19 protein-coding genes, 1 tRNA gene and 1 pseudogene are annotated in these 19,708 nt (G+C 64.1%); 15 read left to right on the forward strand and 6 right to left on the reverse strand.

Annotation, left to right across the window (positions count from 1 at the left end; genetic code table 11):
- From GQB03_RS19615 to GQB03_RS19635, 6 genes and pseudogenes are all read left to right on the forward strand, one after another.
- On the forward strand, window positions 1-878 hold an 878-nt coding region (locus GQB03_RS19615; RefSeq protein WP_327517182.1), incomplete at its 5' end, for a DUF6537 domain-containing protein.
- 193 nt (window positions 879-1,071) lie between these two features.
- Window positions 1,072-2,100 (forward strand): annotated as a pseudogene (locus GQB03_RS23345) (branched-chain amino acid ABC transporter permease); the annotation flags it as partial.
- A gap of 39 nt (window positions 2,101-2,139) precedes the next feature.
- Window positions 2,140-3,927, forward strand: coding sequence for a branched-chain amino acid ABC transporter ATP-binding protein/permease (locus tag GQB03_RS23350; protein ID WP_235027150.1), 1,788 nt, complete (start codon window positions 2,140-2,142; stop codon window positions 3,925-3,927).
- A 1-nt stretch (window position 3,928) separates the two neighbouring features.
- Window positions 3,929-4,678, forward strand: a complete 750-nt coding sequence (locus GQB03_RS19625; RefSeq protein ID WP_159692960.1) for an ABC transporter ATP-binding protein — start codon at window positions 3,929-3,931, stop codon at window positions 4,676-4,678.
- A gap of 20 nt (window positions 4,679-4,698) precedes the next feature.
- Entirely contained in the window at window positions 4,699-5,283 is a 585-nt protein-coding gene (locus GQB03_RS19630; protein WP_159692962.1) for a hemerythrin domain-containing protein, read from the forward strand.
- A 37-nt stretch (window positions 5,284-5,320) separates the two neighbouring features.
- Entirely contained in the window at window positions 5,321-6,184 is an 864-nt protein-coding gene (locus tag GQB03_RS19635) for an alpha/beta fold hydrolase (protein WP_200832320.1), read from the forward strand.
- A 93-nt stretch (window positions 6,185-6,277) separates the two neighbouring features.
- Here the strand turns inward: GQB03_RS19635 and GQB03_RS19640 are convergent, their stop codons facing one another.
- Window positions 6,278-6,775, reverse strand: a complete 498-nt coding sequence (locus GQB03_RS19640) for a TlpA disulfide reductase family protein (protein WP_159692964.1) — start codon at window positions 6,773-6,775, stop codon at window positions 6,278-6,280.
- 30 nt (window positions 6,776-6,805) lie between these two features.
- Between GQB03_RS19640 and GQB03_RS19645 the strand changes: the two genes are divergently transcribed.
- Together GQB03_RS19645 and GQB03_RS19650 are read left to right on the forward strand one after the other, a co-directional pair.
- Window positions 6,806-7,483 (forward strand): DUF4197 domain-containing protein, encoded by a 678-nt coding sequence (locus tag GQB03_RS19645; RefSeq protein WP_159692966.1) that lies wholly within the window; start codon window positions 6,806-6,808, stop codon window positions 7,481-7,483.
- A gap of 348 nt (window positions 7,484-7,831) precedes the next feature.
- Window positions 7,832-8,143, forward strand: coding sequence for a BON domain-containing protein (locus tag GQB03_RS19650; RefSeq protein WP_159692968.1), 312 nt, complete (start codon window positions 7,832-7,834; stop codon window positions 8,141-8,143).
- 117 nt (window positions 8,144-8,260) lie between these two features.
- Here the strand turns inward: GQB03_RS19650 and GQB03_RS19655 are convergent, their stop codons facing one another.
- Both GQB03_RS19655 and GQB03_RS19660 read right to left on the reverse strand, forming a co-directional pair.
- Window positions 8,261-9,682, reverse strand: coding sequence for a phospholipase D-like domain-containing protein (locus GQB03_RS19655; RefSeq protein ID WP_200832321.1), 1,422 nt, complete (start codon window positions 9,680-9,682; stop codon window positions 8,261-8,263).
- A 20-nt stretch (window positions 9,683-9,702) separates the two neighbouring features.
- The gene (locus GQB03_RS19660; RefSeq protein ID WP_159692970.1) at window positions 9,703-9,858 is read right to left on the reverse strand and encodes a DUF1328 domain-containing protein; all 156 of its coding nucleotides are present in this window, start codon (window positions 9,856-9,858) and stop codon (window positions 9,703-9,705) included.
- Window positions 9,859-10,176: 318 nt separating this feature from the next.
- Here GQB03_RS19660 and GQB03_RS19665 point away from each other — a divergent pair, with 318 nt between their 5' ends.
- Window positions 10,177-10,533, forward strand: a complete 357-nt coding sequence (locus tag GQB03_RS19665; RefSeq protein WP_159692972.1) for a DUF883 family protein — start codon at window positions 10,177-10,179, stop codon at window positions 10,531-10,533.
- Window positions 10,534-10,644: 111 nt separating this feature from the next.
- Window positions 10,645-12,633, forward strand: a complete 1,989-nt coding sequence (locus GQB03_RS19670) for a UvrD-helicase domain-containing protein (protein ID WP_159692974.1) — start codon at window positions 10,645-10,647, stop codon at window positions 12,631-12,633.
- Window positions 12,634-12,684: 51 nt separating this feature from the next.
- Here the strand turns inward: GQB03_RS19670 and GQB03_RS19675 are convergent, their stop codons facing one another.
- Window positions 12,685-13,137: a c-type cytochrome gene (locus GQB03_RS19675; RefSeq protein WP_159692976.1), complete on the reverse strand. Its 453-nt coding sequence runs from the start codon at window positions 13,135-13,137 to the stop codon at window positions 12,685-12,687.
- A gap of 117 nt (window positions 13,138-13,254) precedes the next feature.
- Between GQB03_RS19675 and GQB03_RS19680 the strand changes: the two genes are divergently transcribed.
- From GQB03_RS19680 to GQB03_RS19690, 3 genes are all read left to right on the forward strand, one after another.
- A tRNA-Arg gene (locus GQB03_RS19680) sits at window positions 13,255-13,330 on the forward strand.
- A gap of 241 nt (window positions 13,331-13,571) precedes the next feature.
- Entirely contained in the window at window positions 13,572-14,891 is a 1,320-nt protein-coding gene (locus tag GQB03_RS19685) for an MFS transporter (protein WP_159692978.1), read from the forward strand.
- A 66-nt stretch (window positions 14,892-14,957) separates the two neighbouring features.
- A complete protein-coding gene (locus tag GQB03_RS19690; RefSeq protein ID WP_159692980.1) occupies window positions 14,958-16,118 on the forward strand; it encodes an FIST signal transduction protein in 1,161 nt (386 codons plus the stop codon).
- A 6-nt stretch (window positions 16,119-16,124) separates the two neighbouring features.
- Here the strand turns inward: GQB03_RS19690 and folE are convergent, their stop codons facing one another.
- A complete protein-coding gene (gene folE, locus GQB03_RS19695; RefSeq protein ID WP_159692982.1) occupies window positions 16,125-16,766 on the reverse strand; it encodes a GTP cyclohydrolase I FolE in 642 nt (213 codons plus the stop codon).
- 94 nt (window positions 16,767-16,860) lie between these two features.
- Window positions 16,861-17,988 (reverse strand): aminotransferase class V-fold PLP-dependent enzyme, encoded by a 1,128-nt coding sequence (locus GQB03_RS19700; RefSeq protein WP_200832322.1) that lies wholly within the window; start codon window positions 17,986-17,988, stop codon window positions 16,861-16,863.
- A 268-nt stretch (window positions 17,989-18,256) separates the two neighbouring features.
- Between GQB03_RS19700 and GQB03_RS19705 the strand changes: the two genes are divergently transcribed.
- Both GQB03_RS19705 and GQB03_RS19710 read left to right on the forward strand, forming a co-directional pair.
- The gene (locus GQB03_RS19705) at window positions 18,257-18,898 is read left to right on the forward strand and encodes an MBL fold metallo-hydrolase (protein WP_159692986.1); all 642 of its coding nucleotides are present in this window, start codon (window positions 18,257-18,259) and stop codon (window positions 18,896-18,898) included.
- Window positions 18,899-18,976: 78 nt separating this feature from the next.
- Complete coding sequence (locus GQB03_RS19710; RefSeq protein ID WP_200832324.1) at window positions 18,977-19,681, forward strand: response regulator transcription factor; 705 nt, start codon at window positions 18,977-18,979, stop codon at window positions 19,679-19,681.
- Window positions 19,682-19,708: the final 27 nt, after the last annotated feature.

Genomic DNA, 19,708 nt, shown 5'->3' on the forward strand with positions numbered 1-19,708 from the left:
CGCTCAAGGCCGAATCGATCGAGGCGGCCATCCGCAACAGCGGGGTGGCGGTGGAGATGAGCCTGGCGGCCTTCCGCTGGGGCCGCATGGCGGTGATCGACCGGGCCTTCGTCGAGGCCGAGATCGCGCGCGCCAATGCGGTGTCGGCGAGCGAGGCGGCGGCCCATCCGCAGCTCTCGGCGGCGGCGCGGGCGATTGTCGATGCTGTCGGCGCCAAGGGCGAGACCAGGCGGCTGCTCGAAGTACGGGTGCCGGACCTGATCGACTACCAGGACGAAGCCTACGCGAAGCGCTACGCCGATGTGGTCAAGCGCGTGGTGGCGGCCGAAGCCAAGGCGGTGCCGGGTCAGTCCGGCCTGTCGGAAGCGGCAGCCCGTTACCTCTACAAGCTGATGGCCTTCAAGGACGAGTTCGAAGTGGCCCGGCTGCACACCGACCCGGCCTTCCTCGCTTCGCTCGATGCGCGCTTCAAGCACGGCTACACGGTCAAGTACAACCTTGCCCCGCCGCTGCTCGCCGAGCGTGACCCGGCCACCGGCGAGCTGCAGAAGAAGACCTACGGGGCGTGGATGCTGAACGCCTTCCGCTGGATGGCCCGCTTCAAGGGGCTGCGCGGCGGCGCGCTCGATCTCTTCAGCAAGACCGAGGAGCGGCGCACCGAGCGGGCGCTCATCGAGGACTACATCGGGCTGCTCGAGCAGATCTGCTCGAAGCTGGGCGCGGCCAACCACGGCGCCGCGGTGGCCCTGGCCAGCGTCCCCGACGAGATCCGCGGCTACGGTCACGTCAAGGAAAAGAGCATCGCCGCAGCAAAGGCCCTGCAGCAGCAACGCCTGCAGGACTTCCTCAATCCGAAAACCGAAAAGGTCGCCGCATGAGGCCGGCAAGGCCCGCGTTGTCCGAGCGCCGTTCAGGCGCTCCGGGATGCGCCGCGTCCGCGCAGCGCATCCATGCCCGGCGGGTCGCCGCAGCACACGGGTCGCCCCTTCGTAGCTGCCTTTCGCGGTTTAGATCGTTGCCCCCGACCACAGGCCTCAGGCCCGGTCGCCGGGGTTGCACTGGAGTCCAATCATGAATGCCGAAATATTCGCCCTGCTCGCGCAGGACGGCGTCACGAACGGCGCGATTTACGCGCTACTGGCGCTTGCACTCGTACTGGTTTTTGCTGTTACGCGGATCATCTTCATTCCCCAGGGCGAATTCCTCGCCTGGGGTGCCCTCACCATGGCGGCGCTCGAAACCGGTCACTTTCCCGGGACAGTGTGGTTGCTGATCGGGGCGGGCGTGCTGACGCTGGCGTCCGACGCGTTCGCCTCGACGCCGGGTCGTCGACAGCTCGGCAAGTCCTTGCTGTGGAATCTTGCCTATCCGCTGGGGCTGGCCGGCCTGCTATGGGTCCTGCCCTTGCAGGCGCTGCCGCTGCTGGTGAAAGCCGGTCTGGCGCTCGCCATCGTGGTCCCGATGGGGCCGATGATCTATCGCGTGGTGTTCCAGCCGGTGGCCGAGGCATCGGTGCTGATCCTGCTGATCATCTCGGTGGCGCTGCATTTGTTCATGGTCGGCTTCGGGCTGCTGATCTTCGGTCCCGAGGGTTCGCGCACCACGCCGTTCAGCGATGCCCAGATCGAGATCGGCTCCTTGATGTTCGGCGGCCACACGATGGTGGTGCTGCTTGCTTCGGTGCTGCTGATCGTCGGCCTCTACCTGTATTTCGATCGCACCCTCGGCGGCAAGGCACTGCGCGCTACCGCGATCAACCGCAACGGGGCGCGGTTGATGGGTATCTCGCCGGCGCTCGCGGGTCGCCAGACCTTCTTCTTTGCGGCATTGATCGGCACCCTGTCCGGTCTGCTGGTCGCACCGCTGACCACGATCTACTATGACAGCGGCTTTCTGATCGGCCTCAAGGGCTTCGTCGCCGCCATCATCGGCGGCCTGGCGAGCTATCCGCTGGCGGCAGCCGGTGCGATCGTCGTCGGCCTGCTCGAATCCTTTGCCTCGTTCTGGGCGAGTGCCTACAAGGACGTGCTGGTGTTCACGCTGATCATCCCGGTGCTGATCTGGCTGTCCTGGTCGACCCACCACGTGGAAGAGGAGGAGACCGCACAGGTGGTTACCGTGTCGGGACGCAAGGGCTGGATCAGTCCGCGTCTCGTGCTGTCGGTATTTCTCGCCTGTCTGGTCGTCGCGCCGTTGCTCCTGCCCGAGTTCTACGTGACGCTGCTCAACTATGTCGGCCTGTCGGCACTGGTTGCGCTGGGTCTGGTGCTGCTGACCGGCGTGGGCGGACTTACCTCGTTCGGTCAGGCGGCCTTCGTCGGCCTGGGCGCTTACACCACCGCGTGGCTGACCACCTCGAGCGAACTGCCGGCCTGGTTGTCGTTCGCCGGAGGTTCGCCGTGGCTTGCGCTGATCCTCGGGTTGGTCCTGACCGCCACCGTGGCAATCGTCATCGGCTCCTTCACGCTGAAGCTCTCCGGCCATTACCTGCCGCTCGGCACCATGGCCTGGGGCATCAGCCTGTTCTTCCTGTTCGGAAACATGGAGTTTCTCGGTGGCCACGCCGGTCTTTCGGACCTGCCGGCAATCAACATCTTCGGCTTCGAACTGCTCGACAACCGTAACTACTATTACCTGGTGTGGGCCTTCGTGCTCGCTGCCCTGCTGACCACCCGCAACCTGCTCGACTCGCGCGAAGGTCGTGCGATCCGCGCCCTCAAGGGCGGCATGGTGATGGCCGAGGCGATGGGGGTGAATACCTCGCGGGCCCGCATGGTGATCTTCGTCATCGCCGCGCTGCACGCCTGTGCCGCCGGCTGGCTGTATGCCCACATGCAGCGCTTCGTTAATCCCACGCCGTTCGGTCTGCACATCGGTATCGAGTACCTGTTCATGGCGGTGGTCGGCGGTGCGAGCCAGGTGTGGGGCGCGGTGGTGGGTGCCGGCGTGATCACGGTGCTCAAGCAATGGCTGCAGGACGTCCTGCCCAGCCTGTTCGGGTCTGCCGGCAACTACGAGGTGATCGTCTTCGGTCTGCTCATGATCGTGCTGCTGCACCGTGCCCGCGATGGTCTGTGGCCCTTGCTGGCACGCCTGGTACCGGTACGCGTGGAGCCCAAGCAGATCGACGAGATGGCCGAAGCCCTGCCGAAGAAGGCGCAGCCGCCGCATGGCGAGTTGATCCTCCAGGCCAAGGGCGTGACCCGCAAGTTCGGCGGCCTGGTCGCCAACAACAACCTGAGCCTGGAGGTGAAGGCGGGCGAGATCCTCGCCCTGATCGGTCCGAACGGTGCGGGCAAGAGCACCATGTTCAACCAGCTCTCGGGCGTCGACACCCCCACCTCGGGAGAGATCCTGTTCCGTGGCAAGTCGGTGGCGGGCCACAGTTCCCGCGAGATCGCTTCGCTGGGCATGAGCCGGACCTTCCAGCATGTGCGCCTGCTACCCAACATGAGCGTGCTCGAGAACGTCGCCATCGGCGTTCACATGCGCGGCTCCAAGGGCGTGCTGTCGGCCGCCTGGCGGCAGGACCGGGCCGAGGAAGCGCGGTTGCTGCGCGAGGCCGCGATACAGGTCGAGCGGGTTGGCCTGGGCGAGTTCATGCACACCGAGGCGGGCAGTCTGGCGCTTGGCCAGCAGCGCATCCTCGAGATTGCCCGGGCGCTCGGTTCCGATCCCTGCCTGCTGCTTCTCGACGAGCCGGCGGCGGGCCTGCGGCTGAAGGAGAAGCAGGCCCTGGCGGCCTTGCTCAGAAAGCTCAGCGGCGAGGGCATGGCGGTACTGCTGGTCGAACACGACATGGACTTCGTCATGGGCCTGGTGGACCGCGTGGTGGTGATGGAATTCGGCGAGAAGATCGCCGAGGGTCTGCCGGAAGAGGTGCAGAACAACCCGGCCGTGCTCGAAGCCTACCTGGGAGGTGTCTGAGATGAGCAAGAACGTACTGGAAGTGAAGGACCTCTCGGTCGCCTACGGCAAGGTCGAGGCGGTCAGCAAGGTCAGCATTGCGGTGGGCGAGGGCAGGATCGTGACCGTCATCGGTCCCAACGGCGCCGGCAAGACCACCACGCTGTCGGCGATCATGGGGCTGCTGCCCTCATCCGGCCAGGTCGAGTTCGATGGCAGCATCGAACAGGTGCCCGAGGTTGAGCGCATGGTGGTGCGCGGCATGAGCCTGGTGCCCGAGAAGCGTGAGCTGTTCGGCACCATGACGATCGAGGACAACCTGCTGCTTGGCGCCTTCCAGCGCAATCGAGAGGGGCATCGCGACCATCTCGAGACCATGGAGGATGTGTACACCATCTTCCCGCGGCTGCGGGAGCGCCGTCTCCAGGCCGCGGGCACGATGTCCGGCGGCGAGCGCCAGATGCTGGCCGTCGGCCGGGCCCTGATGGCCAAGCCCAAGCTCTTGATGCTCGACGAACCGAGCCTCGGGCTGGCACCGCTGATCGTGCGCGAGATCTTCCGGATCATCACCGAGCTGCGTCGGCGCGGGGTCTCGATCCTGCTCGTCGAGCAGAACGCACGCGCCGCGCTGCAGGTGGCCGACTATGCGTACGTGCTGGAAAACGGCAGTGTGAAGATGGAGGGCGAAGCCGAACAATTGCGCAACGACCCGCGCGTCATCGAGAGCTACCTCGGGCTTGCCAGCAAGCACCAGGAAATGCTCTCTACCTGATCGAACATTGGAGAATCAGCATGGAAGCACTGCGCATCATTTCTGACGAACACCAATCACTGGCCGGCATCCTGCACGCCGTCCGTTTCATGTTGAAGGAAGTGGCGGCGGGTCGTCTCGAGCCCGATCTCAAGCTCTTCAAGGCGATGGTGCATTATCTTGAGGCCTATGCCGAGCTTCGCCATCACCCCAAGGAGGACGTGTTGTTCAAGTATCTCGAGCAGCGCACCGCCGAGGGCAAGGAGGTGCTGGAGAAGCTTGCCGTGCAGCATCGTGAGGCTCCGCAGCGTATCGCGGCCCTCGAGCAGGCCCTGGCGGCATTCACCGCCGATCCGTCCGCGTTCGCTGGATTTGCCCTGGCTTTCGAGCGTTACGCGGACTTTTACCGCAACCACATCCTCATCGAGGAAGACATCGCCTTTCCGCTGCTTCGCCAGCATCTGAGCGATGCCGACTGGGAGACCGTGGACCGCGAGTTCCGGGCGGAGATGCAGGCCAACTCCGGCAAGGATGGCAAGCACGAGGATTTTTCCGCGCTGTTCTCGAAGCTGGTCGAATGTGCCCCTGCACCGCTCGGTTTCGGTCCTCGTCCGTTCAACGACTAGCGTTTCCTGCAACCCCGGCAAGACAAGGAAAAAGATCATGACATCCACAAACATCACCGAAGCCGCAACCAGCAAGTTCGTCCGTATCAAGGAAGGCGACCTCGATCTTCAACTGCATTACAACGACGCCGGCAGCGGCGCCGAAACCGTGGTCATGCTGCATGGCTCCGGTCCCGGTGCCAGCGGTTGGGCCAACTTCAACCGCAACGTCGAGCCGCTGGTGAGCGCCGGCTACCGTGTGATCCTGATGGACTGCCCGGGCTGGAGCAAGAGCGACCCGATCGTGTGCACCGGATCGCGCTCCGAGCTCAATGCCCGTGCGCTGAAGGGCCTGCTCGACGCCATCGGGCTCGACAAGGTGCATATCATCGGCAATTCGATGGGGGGGCACTCGGCGGTGGCCTTCGCGCTGTTCAATCCCGCCCGCGTTGGCAAGCTGGTCCTGATGGGCGGCGGCACCGGCGGTCCGAGCCAGTTCGTGCCGATGCCGACCGAGGGCATCAAGCTGCTGCAGGGCCTGTACCGCGAGCCGACCATCGAGGCGCTGAAGAAGATGATGAGCGTGTTCGTCTTCGACAGCAGCAGCCTCACCGAAGAGCTCTACCAGGCACGCCTCGATAACATGATGTCGCGGCGCGACCACCTCGAGAACTTCGTCAAGAGCCTGGCTGCCAATCCCAAGCAGTTCACCGATTACGGCCCGCGTCTCGGCGAGATTTCCGCACAGACGCTGGTGATCTGGGGCCGTGACGACCGCTTCGTGCCGATGGACATCGGTCTGCGCCTGCTGTGGGGCATGCCCAACGCCGAGCTGCACATCTTCAATCGCTGCGGCCACTGGGCGCAGTGGGAGCATGCCGACAAGTTCAACCGCATGGTGCTGGACTTCCTCGCGAACTGAGCCAGCGCAAGAAATGCCAGGTCATCGGGGCCGCCTGCGGGCGGCCTTTTTGCGCACCGGGGTAAACGACAGGTGTGGCGCAGGCGCGGCGAGTCAGCCGGGCTGCGCGAGCAGGCGAGCGAGCTGCGCATGGAGCGCGGCGAAGTCAGGTTCGCCCAGGTATCGGTGCACGATCTCGCCGCGCCGGTCGATCAGGTATGTGGTCGGTGTCGCGCGGACGTCGTCGAAGCCTCGGGCCACCAGTCCGTTGGCATCCAGCGCGACCTTGAAGGGCAAGGCCTTGCTGTCGGCATAGGCCTTGACGCGGTTGGGTGGGTCGTATTCCATGGCGACCGCGATGGTCTCGAGTCCCTGGTTGGCAAAACGCCGATGGGTGGCGATCAGTTGCGGCATTTCCCTGAGACAGACGCTGCAACTCGTCGCCCAGAAGTTCACCAGTACCACCTTGCCGCGCAGCTGCGAGGCCATGATGCTCTCGCCCGCCAGTGTCATGAAGCGGACTTCGGGCGCCCGCGACGTGTGTGTAATCATGAAAAATGCGCCGATAGCGATGCTGATGGCAACAAGCGTGGTGATAAGCTTGTCCTTCATGTTCGTGGCCAATCGGGGAGAAAAATCGTCATGCGAGCCATTCTGCGAACTTTGGCGCTGCTTGTCATCTGTGCGCCGGTCTGGGCGTTCGATCTTTCATCGCTCAGCGACAGTGAAGCCTCCGGCGGCCTCAAGGAGGCCTTGATCCAGGGGGCCGGAAACGCGGTCGGCACGCTCGGCCAGAAAGACGGTTTCCTCAAGAATCCCAAGGTCCACATTCCGCTGCCCGGCGCCCTCAAGACGGCCGAGCCGCTGCTGCGTGCGATGGGCAAGGGTAAGGATCTCGATGCCCTGGAGACCACCATGAACCGCGCCGCCGAGGCGGCGGTGCCGCAGGCCAAGGTCCTGCTGGTGAATGCGGCGAAGCAGATGACCGTGAGTGATGCAAAGAAGATCCTCACCGGCGGTGACGATTCGGTCACCCAGTATTTCAAGGGCAAGACCGAGGGCGACCTCATGAAAATGTTCCTGCCCGCGGTGAAGAAGAGTACCGACAAGCTGGCGGTTTCCGCCCAGTACAACAAGCTCGCCGGCAAGGCTTCCGGTCTCGGCCTGGTGAACAAGGAAGACGCGCAGGTCGAAAACTACGTCACCCGCAAGGCGCTCGATGGGCTCTACCTGATGATCGCCGAGGAAGAAAAGGCCCTCCGCAAGAACCCCCTGGGAGCGGCCGGCTCGCTCGCGAAGAAGGTTTTCGGCGCGCTCTAGACGCCAGCGAGCGGTCGCCGGCCCGGTTCGACGCCGTGGGCAGGGCAGCGGCTCGGGGGCTGTTGCGAACGAGAACACGCTGCCGGGCAGGCTCGACGCCGGTGCGAATGGGTATGAATTGGCGTTTCGCGTGGTGCTCGTTCGGCGATTCGGCGAGCGCTGGAGCACCCCGCCTTCCCGCTCATGTGTGTGGAACGTGTGTGCGATCGCATGGGGCAGGCATTCTCCTACAGCGCAATCCGCACTGTCGGACAGCCTGCGCGAACGGCACTGCCTAGACTGGAATCACGCAGTACCGGCAGCAGCTTGGCCGGATTCGCTGGATGATTTCAACAGTTGGAGGCAGGGATGAAAAACACAGTTGCAGCATTGGCGCTTTCGGGGCTGATCGGTTTCACTGCAGTCGGGTGTGCCGTCACGCGGGATCAATCCACCATCGGCGAATACGTTGACGATTCGACCGTGACCACCCGGGTCAAGGCCAAGTTCGCGGAAGACCCGACGGTGAGCGCAATGTCGATCAGCGTCGAAACGCTCAAGGGTACGGTGCAGCTATCGGGATTCGCCAAGAGCGTCACGGAGCGCAATCAAGCGGAAATGCTCGCCCGTCGGACGCCGGGGGTGAAGCGCGTGCAGAACGACATCGTTGTCCGCCCGTAAGCTCTTAGCGGACGAAGCAACGGGGAGCGCAGAGCGCTCCCCGTTTTTTGTGAACCTCCGGGCTTGCGAGGGTGAATGTCGGTGCAGGCGTGTTCGACTTTCTCGCTGCGACGGGCTCTAGAGCCAGTATTCGAGGAGGCGGCCGAGTTGCTCCATCATGCGGCGGGGGGCACATCGTGCCGCCCATTCTTCCTGGCTTACCGGTTCAGAGTGGGCGAGATCGGTCGCGAAAAGTGCTTCCATGCGGCTGCCGAAATCTTCTCCGAGCACAATCACGTTGAGCTCATCGTTGTGTAGAAAGCTGCGCCAGTCGAGGTTCGCCGAGCCTACCGTGGCCCATACGCCATCGATGACCGCGGTCTTTGCGTGCAGGAAGCTGCCCTGCATTTCGAAGATGCGCACGCCCGCCTCGAGCAGTTGTCCGTAATGGCTTTGTCCGGCACGCAGGGTGATCAGCGAATCCCCTTGGCCCGGCAGTACCAGCACCACGTCGACGCCGCGACGGGCCGCGTCGGCGAGCGCCTTGAGCGTTTGCGGATCGGGGACGAAATAGGCCATGGTGATGTGGATCGAATCGGTCGCTCCGACAATCGCGCTGAGAAGGGTCCGGTAAAGACGGTCGCTGTTCTCGCCAGCGACGCTGCCGATCACGGCCACCAGGCGCTTGCCCGCGGGGGGCGCTGCGGAGGCCGTTTCGGGTAAATGGCTGGCGATCGGGCTGCCGCCGCAGTTCTGGCGTTGCCAGGTGTCCCTGAAGAGGTTTGTGAAGTCCGCAGCGGCGGGGCCTTCGATGCGCACGTGGGTGTCCCGCCAGCCGTCCTCCGTGGTGAAGCGCTTGCGACGCGTGCTGCCGAGCGAGGCGGAAAGGTAAACGTTGCTCAGATTGATGCCGCCGGTGAAGGCGATGCGTCCATCCACGACCAGCACCTTGCGGTGGTCGCGATGGTTGGCCTCGAGGAGGCCGAAAGTCCTGCGCACGATGCCGAGCGGGTTGAATTCGCAGACGTCGATTCCGGCCTCGCGAAGTTCCGCGAAGAAATCGGGTGGCGTCGAGAAGGAGCCCACGCCGTCGTATATCAGGCGGACATCCACGCCCTCGGCACGTTTGCGTTTCAGGATGGTGGCAATCCGCTGGCCGATCTCGTCCGCTTCAACGATGTAGCTTTCCAGCAGGATGCTACGGTGCGCCCCTTCGAGTGCCGCGAACATCGATTCGAAGGTGGCTGGTCCGTCGACCAGCAGTTGCACCGTGTTGCCCCGGCTGAGAATCTCCTGTTCGCGCTCGAGGATGGAGAGATGCCGGTCGAATTGCCGGCTCCGTCCCTCCGCGCGGACTGCCTGGAGCACCGCCGCACTGCGGCCCGGCGACATGATGCCGTTGGCGTCCTTGGTCGGTGCCGTCGCTATCGGCGCTGCGTGCGTGACTGCTGCACCTGGCGCCAGGGTGATCTTCGGCAAGGCGGTGCTGCATGCAAAGAGCGGCAGGCCCAGGAGGGCTGCCGCTACCAGCGAGAGCTTGTGTCGAGCCGGGGGGCTCATGGCGCCCGTTGCCTGCTGTACTACACGCTGTTGAGCACGAAGCTGACGATCGCCATCGCCAGAAACACGAAGAACAGGATCTTGGCGATCCCCGCTGCACTCGAGGCGATGCCGCCATAGCCGAGCGCGGCGGCGACCAGCGCGATGATAAAGAAAATGACGGCGTAGCTGAGCATGCTGAACTCCCTCGGGTTGCTGGAGGCCGAAGCCTGCCGATGACCCGAATATAGGTTGAGCGCCGGCGCGACGAAGTGAGGCCTCTCCGAATCCTGCGTCAGCGCTTTCCCACAAGCGGAGCCGAAAGGGCGGGTGTAGGCCTGGACCGACAGCAGGATCGTCCCGCGCTGACTGTAACGAATGCTGCCGTCTCTAGAGTGGGAGGTGTTCCGCACGGTCGTGGCGTGTCTGCCCATCTGAACGAGGCGCGCTTTTCTGCCTCGAAGTGGCCGCCAGCGGCGGGTGCGGGCGCTATTACCAATCTCCAGGAGTCAATCATGTTCGACAGAAAATCCCCCAGCCCTGCCGCTGTTACGACGATCACCGAGGCGCCGAGCCGCCCGGTTCGTCGGGAGATCGCGCAATTGCTCGACGAACTGCGTACGGTCTCAGACGAGCGCCTGCCCGAGGTGCGCGAGCGTCTCGATGCGCTGCTTGATGCAGTGGGGCAGACCGGTAACGCCTATGTCGACGGCGTGCGCGAGCAAACGGTGCGAATCGCCTCTGCGGCGAAGGACGAAGTGGCGCATTCGCGCGACGCCACCGAGGCCTACGTGCGTGACAATCCATGGCGGTCATTGGCGGTGGTCGGCACCGTCGCGCTGATCGGCGGCCTTCTGTTCGGTCGACGCTGATGATCGGGGCCCGCGGCCCCGAACGCGCGACCCCCGCGCCGCAATCCGGGATAGAATCGAGGTGCCGCCCCGGAAACCGGGCGGCATTGTCATTTCAGGTTTGCCGCGGCCATGTCCCTCAATCTCAATGCCCCTCAGCGCGAAGCCATCCGGTATCTCGACGGTCCCTGCCTGGTGCTGGCCGGCGCCGGCAGCGGCAAGACGCGGGTCATCACGCAGAAGATCGCCTATCTGGTGGAGCAGTGCGGTTTCAATCCCGCCAACATCGCGGCGATCACCTTCACCAACAAGGCGGCGAAGGAGATGCAGGAGCGCGTCTCCGCGCTGATGGGCGGACGCGCAAGCAAAGGGCTGACCGTGTGCACATTCCACGCGCTGGGTGTGCGCATCGTGCGCCAGGAGGCAAAGCACTGCGGGCTCAAGCCGCAGTTCTCGATTCTCGACGCTTCCGACACGGTGCAGATCGTTTCGGATCTCTCCGGCAACAGCGACAAGGTGCGCGCGAGGTCGATGCAGTGGCAGATCTCGAGCTGGAAGAACGCCCTGGTGCCGCCTGAAGAAGCGGTCAAGCTGGCCGACAGCGAGCTCTCCGCCGCGGCGGCGAAACTCTTTCCCGACTACGAGCGCACCCTGCGCGCCTACCAGGCGGTGGACTTCGACGACCTCATTGCGCTGCCGGTGCGGCTGTTCGACGAACATCCCGAGGTGCGCGAGCGCTGGCAGAGCAAGCTGCGCTACCTGCTGGTGGACGAGTACCAGGATACCAATCGCGCCCAGTACCGCTTGCTGAGCCAGCTCGCCGAGGTGCGCGGGATGTTTACCGCGGTAGGCGACGACGACCAGGCGATCTACGCCTGGCGCGGTGCAGACGTGGAAAACCTCAAGCTGTTGCAATCGGACTGGCCGAAGCTTCGGGTCATCAAGCTGGAGCAGAATTACCGCTCCACCACCGGCATCCTCAATGCGGCCAATACTCTGATCGGCTACAACGAGAAGCTCTTCGAGAAGCGCCTGTGGTCGGAGCACGGTCTGGGCGAGGCGATCGTGGTGAGCGCCGCGCGTGATCCCGAGAGCGAGGCCGAGATGGTGGCGATGAAGATCTCCGCCCACAAGTTCGAGCACCGCACCCGATTCTCGGACTACGCGATCCTCTACCGGGGAAATCACCAAGCGAGGCTGATCGAGCAACAGTTGCGCAATCACAAGATTCCCTACCTCATCTCGGGCGGGCAGAGCTTCTTCGAGCGCGCCGAGATCAAGGACATCATTGCCTACCTGCGCCTGCTCCTTAACCCGGATGACGACCTCGCCTTCATCCGCGCCGTGACCACGCCGCGGCGCGGCATCGGCCCATCGACCATCGAAGCGCTGGGCAGTTACGCCGGTCAACGACACCTGAGCCTGTTCGGTGCGGCCTTCGAGGAGGGGGCCGGGCAGCATCTCAACGCCCGCCAGCTCGAGTCGGTGCATGAGTTCTGCCACTTCATCAACCGGCTCGCCTACCGCGCGCCGCGGGAGCCGGCGGCGCAGATGCTGGCGGACCTGCTCGGTGCAATCCGCTACGAAACCTGGCTGTACGATTCCTGCGAGCCGCGCGAGGCCGAGAGCAAGTGGAGCAATGTCAGCGACTTTGTCGGCTGGCTGGGGCGCAAGGGCGAGGAGGACAACAAGAACCTGCTCGAACTCACCCAGACGATCAGCCTGATCAGCATGCTCGACAAGGACAAGGAAGAGTTCGACGGCGTGCAGATGGCCACCTTGCACGCCTCCAAGGGGCTCGAATTCAAGCACGTTTTCCTGGTCGGCGTGGAGGAGGGCATCTTGCCGCACCAGTCCTCGATCGATGAAGACAAGGTCGAGGAGGAGCGTCGCCTGATGTACGTAGGCATCACCCGTGCCCAGCGCACCCTCAACATCACCTGGTGCGAGAAACGCAAGGCAGGGCGGGATGTCCGTACCTGCGAGCCTTCCCGTTTCATCGAGGAAATGGGCAAGGAGGGCGTGCGCTTTTCAGGCGGCAAGAGCGACGCGCCGGTCTCGCGCGACGAAGGCCGGGCCAAGCTCGCCAGTCTCAGGGCGATGCTTGCCGCCAAGGGGTGAACGCAAACAGGCGACCTCCAGGGTCGCCCGTCGCAGAGGCAGCCGTCGCGCTTATTGCGGTTCGGGGAACTTGGCGCCGGCCTTGTCGGCCATGAAGGCAACCGCGCGCGCAATCTCGGTGTCGGTCAGGTCGGCAGCGCCGCCTTTCGGGGGCATCTGGTTCTTGCCGTTGATGGCCGCTTTCACCAGGGCGTCGAAGCCCTGTGCAATGCGCGGACCCCATGCGCCGGCGTCACCGATCTTGGGTGCATTGAGCGCACCCGAGGCGTGACATGCGCCGCACACGCTGGTCACCACCTGTTCGCCGGTGCGGCTGCCCGGAGCAACCGTGACCGGCTTGAGATCGACCTTTGCGACCGGCTGTATCAGCTCGGCGGATTTTTCATAGTCGATGCTCTGTGCCTTGCCGCAGCCCGCCAGCAGGCCGACCGCAAGCAGGGCGGAAACGGGAAGGGCAAGACGCGCAATACGTTTGGCGGGGCTCAAATCGCGGGATACCGACATGCTTCGATCCTTGTTCTGGCGCAGATAAAGCGCTGATTATAGCGAGGTCTTTCGCGCGATGGCAGGCCCTTGATGGACGCCACAAAAAAAACCGGTTATTCTCTGCGGCCTCGCGCTGCGCTCGTAGCTCAATGGATAGAGTACTGGCCTCCGAAGCCAGGGGTTGTGGGTTCGATCCCCGCCGAGCGCGCCACTGAATCCACGTCCTCGGTCTCGTCTCCAAGGGCTCGCGGAGAGCGTCGGACCGGGACCGGTTGAGCCGGCTGCAGCGTCCCGCGCTTTGCCCCGTTCGCAGCATCGCATCGTCCGGTCGTCGCCGCTTCACGAAACTGCCGTGTGCGACCCGATACCGCTGGTGAACGAGGACAGCTTTTGGTTCCGCTCGCCGGGCATCGGCCAGATGAAGTCAACAGGCATTCGATCTGTATTCCGTAATGATCTTCATCCTCAAGTCCTTCCGTTCACTCTATCTCGCCACCCTGCTGATGCTGCTCGGCTCGGGCCTGTTGAGCACCTATCTGGCGCTTCGTGTGGCGGCGACCGCAGACGGCCTGTGGGTCGGTGCGTTGATGACCGCCAACTACCTGGGCCTGGCCCTCGGGGGCAAGGTCGGTCACCGGCTGATCGCACGGGTCGGACACATCCGTGCCTACGTGGCGTGTGCCGGCATCGGTACGGCGGCGGTCCTCGGTCACGGCCTGAGCGAACTGCTGCCGGCGTGGCTGTTCCTGCGTTTCCTGATCGGCATTTGCATGATGTGCCAGTACATGGTGATCGAGAGCTGGCTCAATGAGCAGGCGAGTGCCAGCCAGCGCGGACAGGTGTTTTCCGGTTACATGGGCGCTTCCTATCTTGGCCTTGTCCTGGGACAGCTCGCGCTGGTTGCACATCCGGGCCTTGGCCCGGAATTGCTGATGCTGGTTGCGCTGTGCTTTTCGCTGTGCCTTGTGCCCGTGGCGCTCACCCACAATCTCCACCCCGCGGCGCTGCGTCCGGTGCCGCTGGATCCGCGCTTCTTCTTCAAGCGAGTGCCGTTGTCGCTGATGACGATCCTCGTGGCCGGGCTGTTGATCGGTGCGTTTTATGGCCTGGGGCCGCTCTACGGCGCGCGCATGGGGTTGAGCAACGAGCAGGTCGGTCTTTTCATGGGTTGCTGCATCCTCGCCGGGTTGCTGGTGCAATGGCCGCTCGGCTGGCTGTCCGATCGTCGTGATCGTATCTGGCTGATCGGTCGCTGCGGCGCCTTGCTGGCGCTCGCTGCCCTGCCGCTGGCGGTGCTGCCCGTGGCTCCGGCGTGGCTGATGTTCGCCGCAGGCTTCGTGGTTTGCGCCCTGCAGTTCAGCCTCTATCCGCTGGCGGTTGCGCTGGCCAACGACCACGTGGACGGCGAGCAGCGCGTTTCGCTGACCGCGATGCTGCTCTTGACCTTCGGCGTCGGCGCAAGCCTCGGCCCGCTGCTCTCCGGCTTCCTGATGCGCTTTTTCGGGGCGAACATGCTTTACGTCGTGGTCCTGGCGTTCAGTCTGATCGTGGCATGGTATGTGCAACCGAGGCGTGCCACGCATCTGCATCAGGTAGACAATGCGCCGCTGCGCCACATTGCAATGCCCGATTCGACCAGCAGTTCGCCGCTTGCCGCAGCGCTGGATCCACGGGTCGACGAGCAGATCGTGCAGGAGCAGATGCAGGAAACCGAGCCGTCGGCAAGCGATGGCGACGGTTTGGCCGGATCGGACGAGTTGCCACGGCACTGACGCCGCCGCGGCAACCCTGTCACACTTGTGCCCCGTCCAAGTGCAAAGAAGTCGTCGGAGGTGCACATGCTTCCTTTTCTCGTCGCACACGCAGGCCACGCGGACTGGCGCCTCGCGCTGGATCGGTGTGTCGGGAAACTCTGTCTCGATGCCGGTGGCGAGGTCCCGCCGGAATACAGTCTGGGTTGGTGCTACCTGACCGATGTCTTTGCCGCGTCGGCCGAGGCAATCGTGGCCGAACTGAAGGCGCGCCTGCCGGGCGTCGCCTGGGTAGGAACGGTTGGTATCGGCATTGCCGCGGGCGGTATCGAATACATCGACGAGGCGGCCCTGGTGCTGATGCTGGCGCCGCTGCCAAAGGACGCCTTTCGGCTGTTTTCCGGGCGCCAGCCCCTGCGCTCAGGCGCAGAGGGCTTTGGTGCCCATACCGCTCTGGTTCATGCCGATGCCGGCGCGCCCGATCTGCAGGAGTTGCTGCAGGAACTGGCCGGGCGCACCGCAACCGGTTATCTCTTCGGAGGACTTTCCTCGGCACGCACGCATACCTTGCAGATTGCCGACGCGGTATTGACCGGCGGTCTCTCCGGTGTTGCTTTCAGCGACAGCGTAGAGGTGGTGTCGCGAGTAAGCCAGGGGTGCCAGCCGCTTGGTGTGCTACGTGAGGTGACCCGCGCGCAGGGCAACCACGTGGTGGCGCTCGACGGTCGGTCTGCCCTCGAGTGTGCGCTCGAGGATCTTGGCCTGGATGCTGCCAGCGAGATCGAAGAGGTCGCCGAGGCGCTCTCTTCGACCCTGGTGGGACTCTCCCGCTCGGGAGACGACCGGGCCGCGGTGCCGGGACGGTTCGGTGCGGACACCCTGGTCAGGCACATCGTGGGTTTCGATCCGCATGCCGGTGTCCTGGCCATTGGTGATGCAGTCGAGTCCGGGGTGCGCCTGAGTTTCTGTCGCCGCGATCCCGAGGCCGCATTGCAGGATGTGCGCCGGATCGCCGGCGAGATACGCGACCAGCTTGCCGCGGGCGGGCAGCGCGCCGCGGGTGCCATCTATGTGAGCTGCGTCGGCCGGGGTGGTCCCCATTTCGGCGAGCCGGATGCGGAGCTGATCGCGATCGGGGACATCCTCGGCGAGCTGCCGCTGGCCGGATTCTTCGCCGCCGGCGAGATCGCGCGTGATCGACTGTACGGTTACACCGGGGTGCTCACCGTTTTCGCCATGCCGGCTTGAACGGGTTCAGCTGAGCGACCCCGAGCGGGCGCCATTCAGGCCGATGATGCCGAGAAACTCGCGGCGCGTGTTTGCGTCGTCGCGGAAGGCGCCCAGCATGCGGCTGGTGACGAGGGTGACGCCGGGCTTGTGCACGCCACGGGTCGTCATGCATTGATGAGCGGCTTCGAGCACCACCGCCACGCCTTTCGGCTGCAATACTTCCTGCAGGGTATCGGCGATCTGCACCGTCATCTTTTCCTGGATCTGCAGCCGCTTGGCATAGACTTCGACGAGCCGTGCGAGTTTGGAGATTCCGACCACCCGGCGGTCCGGCAGGTAGGCGACATGGGCACGGCCGATCACCGGCACCATGTGGTGCTCGCAATGACTCTCGAAGCGGATGTCGTTGAGCACGATCATCTCGTCGTAGCCCTCGACTTCGGAGAAGGTGCGGGCGAGGATCTGCGTCGGGTCGTCGGCGTAACCGGAAAAGAACTCCTCGTAAGAGCGTACGACCCGTGCCGGCGTGTCGATCAGGCCTTCGCGCGCGGGGTCGTCCCCGGCCCAGCGGATCAGTGTGCGCACCGCGGCCTCCGCTTCCTCGCGCGATGGGCGGTCGGCGGGCACGTCCTTGCCCGCGCTCTTGCGGCTGACAGTCTTCTTCATCGGATTTCCTTGAATCAGGGCCTGCGGCGCGGCGTGGTCGACCCCCACCACAAATCCGCGCGGATGGTGCCGGGCCCAGGCCCGGTGGCCGTCGTCACAGAATGCTCTTGAGCGCGTCATCAAGGAATCGAACGCTGCGCTCGACATTGTGCAGCTTGTCGAGACCGAACAGTCCCACCCTGAAGGTTCTGAAATCGGCGGGTTCGTCGCATTGCAGCGGTACCCCCGCGGCAGTCTGGAGCCCTGCGGCAATGAATTTCTTGCCCGACTGGATATCCGGGTCGTCGGTATAGCTGACCACCACGCCAGGAGCCTGGAAGCCTTCGGCGGCGACGCTCGGAAAGCCCTTCGCTTCGAGCAGGGCGCGGACCTGCCGACCGAGTTCGACCTGCTCGGCCTTCACCTTGTCGAACCCATACTGCTCGGTTTCGAGCATCACGTCCCGAACCCGGCCGAGGGCGTCGGTGGGCATGGTTGCGTGGTAGGCATGGCCGCCACCCTCGTATGCTTCCATGATCTGCAGCCACTTGCGCAGATCGCAGGCGAAGCTCGAACTCGTCGTGCCGTCGATACGCTCGCGCGCCAGCGGGCCGAGCGCAACCAGTGCGCAGCAGGGCGAACCGCTCCAGCCTTTCTGGGGGGCGCTGATCAGGATGTCTACGCCGGTCGCCTGCATGTCGACCCAGATGGTGCCCGAGGCGATGCAGTCGAGCACGAACATGCCACCCACCTCGTGTACAGCGTCCGCGACCGCCTTGATGTAGTCGTCGGGCAGGATCATGCCGGCCGCGGTTTCGACATGGGGGGCGAAGACCAGGGCCGGCTTGTGCTCCCTGATCGCGGCCACGACCTCATCGACCGGTGCCGGGGCGAACGGGGCCTTCGGTCCGGTCCGTACCGGCCTTGCCTTGAGCACGATCGTTTCCGACGGGATCTGTCCCATCTCGAAGATCTGGCTCCAGCGGTAGCTGAACCAGCCGTTGCGGATGACCAGGCACTTGCGTCCGGTGGCGAACTGGCGGGCAACCGCCTCCATGCCGAAGGTGCCGCTTCCCGGGACGATCACCGTGGCGTGGGCGTTGTAGACCTTCTTGATGATGCGCGAGATATCCTTCATGACTCCTTGAAAAGCGGAGGACATGTGGTTGACGGCGCGATCGGTATATACGACTGAATATTCAAGCAGCCCGTCCGGGTCGATGTTCGGCAAGAGACTTGGCACGTTCGGCTCCTGGGAGAGATGAGTGGAATGCTGAGCAGGGCCGAAGCGTAACATGGGCCCAATGTGCCGGGTATCGAGGCGGTTGCTGCACAGCCGCATGCCGTCGGGTTCGCGCTATCATTATCGGCTGTCGACCGTTGGCACCCCCCCGTGATCAGGGGCTGGGCACGGTCCTGCTCTTTCCCGGTTGCGCTCTGGCGTAGCCGGGCCGTCTCAATCAAGGACTCCGTCGTGTTGCCGGCGGATCCACGCAAGGGGAGCGCCACGGATGCTCGAATACCGCATCGTTCCAGTGACACCTTTCCAGCAGAACTGCTCGATCCTGTGGTGCTCGGCCACCAAGCGGGGTGCAATCGTCGATCCGGGTGGCGACATTCCCAGGATCGAGGCGGCGATCGCCGCAGCCGGTGTCAGTCCCGAGAAGATCTTGCTTACTCATGGGCACATCGATCATGCAGGGGCGACCGCGGAGCTTTCGCGCAAGCTTGATCTGCCGATCGAAGGCCCTCAGCTGGAAGAGCGTTTCTGGATCGATGCCTTGCCGCAGCAGAGCAAGATGTTCGGTTTTCCCGCCTGCGACAAGTTCGAACCTGCGCGCTGGCTCGAGAACGGCGACGAAGTCAGCATCGGCAACGAGCGCCTCGCAGTGTTGCATTGCCCCGGACATACGCCCGGTCATGTGGTGTTTTTCAGTCCGTCGGCGCGGCTGGCGTTGGTGGGCGATGTGCTCTTTGCGGGCTCCATCGGCCGAACGGATTTTCCGCGCGGCGATCATGCTGCCCTGATCGATTCGATTCGTACCCGCTTGTGGCCGCTCGGCGATGATGTCCGCTTCATCCCTGGGCATGGCCCAATGTCGAGCTTCGGTGTGGAAAGATCGAGTAACCCTTTTGTGGGTGATGGTGTATAAAGCGGATCATGCAGATGACCCATAGGGTCGATCAATGCGCCATATGCAAGATCAAAGACAAGTGGACTGGGAAGACAGGTGAGGATAGCGATTCTTGAAGATGACACTGCACAGAGCGAAACGCTCGGGCAGTGGTTTCGGGACCTTGGTGACGACGTGCACATCTTTGAGGACCCGAAGAGCTTCGTCAGGATGGCAGGCCGCGAGAGCTTCGACATCATCCTGATCGACTGGATGTTGCCCGAGATGAGCGGCGATTCGGTGCTGCGCTGGCTGCGTGAGGATCGATCCAACGACACGCCGGTGATTTTCGTCACGGCACGCGACGCGGAAGGCGATATCGTCGAAGCACTCAATCATGGTGCCGATGACTATATCGTCAAGCCGGTGCGCAGGCTCGAGCTGATGTCCCGCATCGAGGCAGTGCTTCGTCGTGCCAGGCCGACGGCGAAAGGGGCAACGCTGGAGGTCGGACCGTACGTTTTCGATCTTAACCACAAGCACGTCACCGTCGACGGTGAGGCGGTGGAGCTGACCGACAAGGAATACGACCTTTCCGTCTTCCTGTTCCGCAACATCGGCCGCCTGCTGTCTAGGGGGCACATGCTCGAGGCCGTGTGGGGCCGGACAGCGAACCTCGCCACCCGTACGGTGGATACCCACGTCAGCCGCGTGCGCAGCAAGCTCAATCTGAGGCCCGAGAGCGGTTTCAAACTGGTCCCGACCTACAATTACGGCTATCGGCTCGAGCAGCTCGATGACGAAGTGGCCGCCGGCGAATAAGTCCGGCCGAGAACGAAAAAACGCGCC

Origin of the sequence: Cognatazoarcus halotolerans, assembly GCF_009800965.1 — a bacterium.
Taxonomy (GTDB): domain Bacteria; phylum Pseudomonadota; class Gammaproteobacteria; order Burkholderiales; family Rhodocyclaceae; genus Cognatazoarcus; species Cognatazoarcus halotolerans.

What these genes read in the sequence shown, in the direction of transcription:
- GQB03_RS19630 (WP_159692962.1), top strand. Translation starts at nt 4,699, where the DNA reads ATGGAAGCACTGCGCATCATTTCTGACGAACACCAATCACTGGCCGGC.
- GQB03_RS19635 (WP_200832320.1), top strand. Translation starts at nt 5,321, where the DNA reads ATGACATCCACAAACATCACCGAAGCCGCAACCAGCAAGTTCGTCCGT.
- GQB03_RS19625 (WP_159692960.1), top strand. Translation starts at nt 3,929, where the DNA reads ATGAGCAAGAACGTACTGGAAGTGAAGGACCTCTCGGTCGCCTACGGC.
- GQB03_RS19675 (WP_159692976.1), bottom strand. Translation starts at nt 13,137, where the DNA reads ATGTCGGTATCCCGCGATTTGAGCCCCGCCAAACGTATTGCGCGTCTT.
- GQB03_RS19665 (WP_159692972.1), top strand. Translation starts at nt 10,177, where the DNA reads ATGTTCGACAGAAAATCCCCCAGCCCTGCCGCTGTTACGACGATCACC.
- GQB03_RS19640 (WP_159692964.1), bottom strand. Translation starts at nt 6,775, where the DNA reads ATGAAGGACAAGCTTATCACCACGCTTGTTGCCATCAGCATCGCTATC.
- GQB03_RS19650 (WP_159692968.1), top strand. Translation starts at nt 7,832, where the DNA reads ATGAAAAACACAGTTGCAGCATTGGCGCTTTCGGGGCTGATCGGTTTC.
- folE (WP_159692982.1), bottom strand. Translation starts at nt 16,766, where the DNA reads ATGAAGAAGACTGTCAGCCGCAAGAGCGCGGGCAAGGACGTGCCCGCC.
- GQB03_RS19645 (WP_159692966.1), top strand. Translation starts at nt 6,806, where the DNA reads ATGCGAGCCATTCTGCGAACTTTGGCGCTGCTTGTCATCTGTGCGCCG.
- GQB03_RS19690 (WP_159692980.1), top strand. Translation starts at nt 14,958, where the DNA reads ATGCTTCCTTTTCTCGTCGCACACGCAGGCCACGCGGACTGGCGCCTC.
- GQB03_RS19670 (WP_159692974.1), top strand. Translation starts at nt 10,645, where the DNA reads ATGTCCCTCAATCTCAATGCCCCTCAGCGCGAAGCCATCCGGTATCTC.
- GQB03_RS19685 (WP_159692978.1), top strand. Translation starts at nt 13,572, where the DNA reads ATGATCTTCATCCTCAAGTCCTTCCGTTCACTCTATCTCGCCACCCTG.
- GQB03_RS19655 (WP_200832321.1), bottom strand. Translation starts at nt 9,682, where the DNA reads ATGAGCCCCCCGGCTCGACACAAGCTCTCGCTGGTAGCGGCAGCCCTC.
- GQB03_RS19705 (WP_159692986.1), top strand. Translation starts at nt 18,257, where the DNA reads ATGCTCGAATACCGCATCGTTCCAGTGACACCTTTCCAGCAGAACTGC.
- GQB03_RS19660 (WP_159692970.1), bottom strand. Translation starts at nt 9,858, where the DNA reads ATGCTCAGCTACGCCGTCATTTTCTTTATCATCGCGCTGGTCGCCGCC.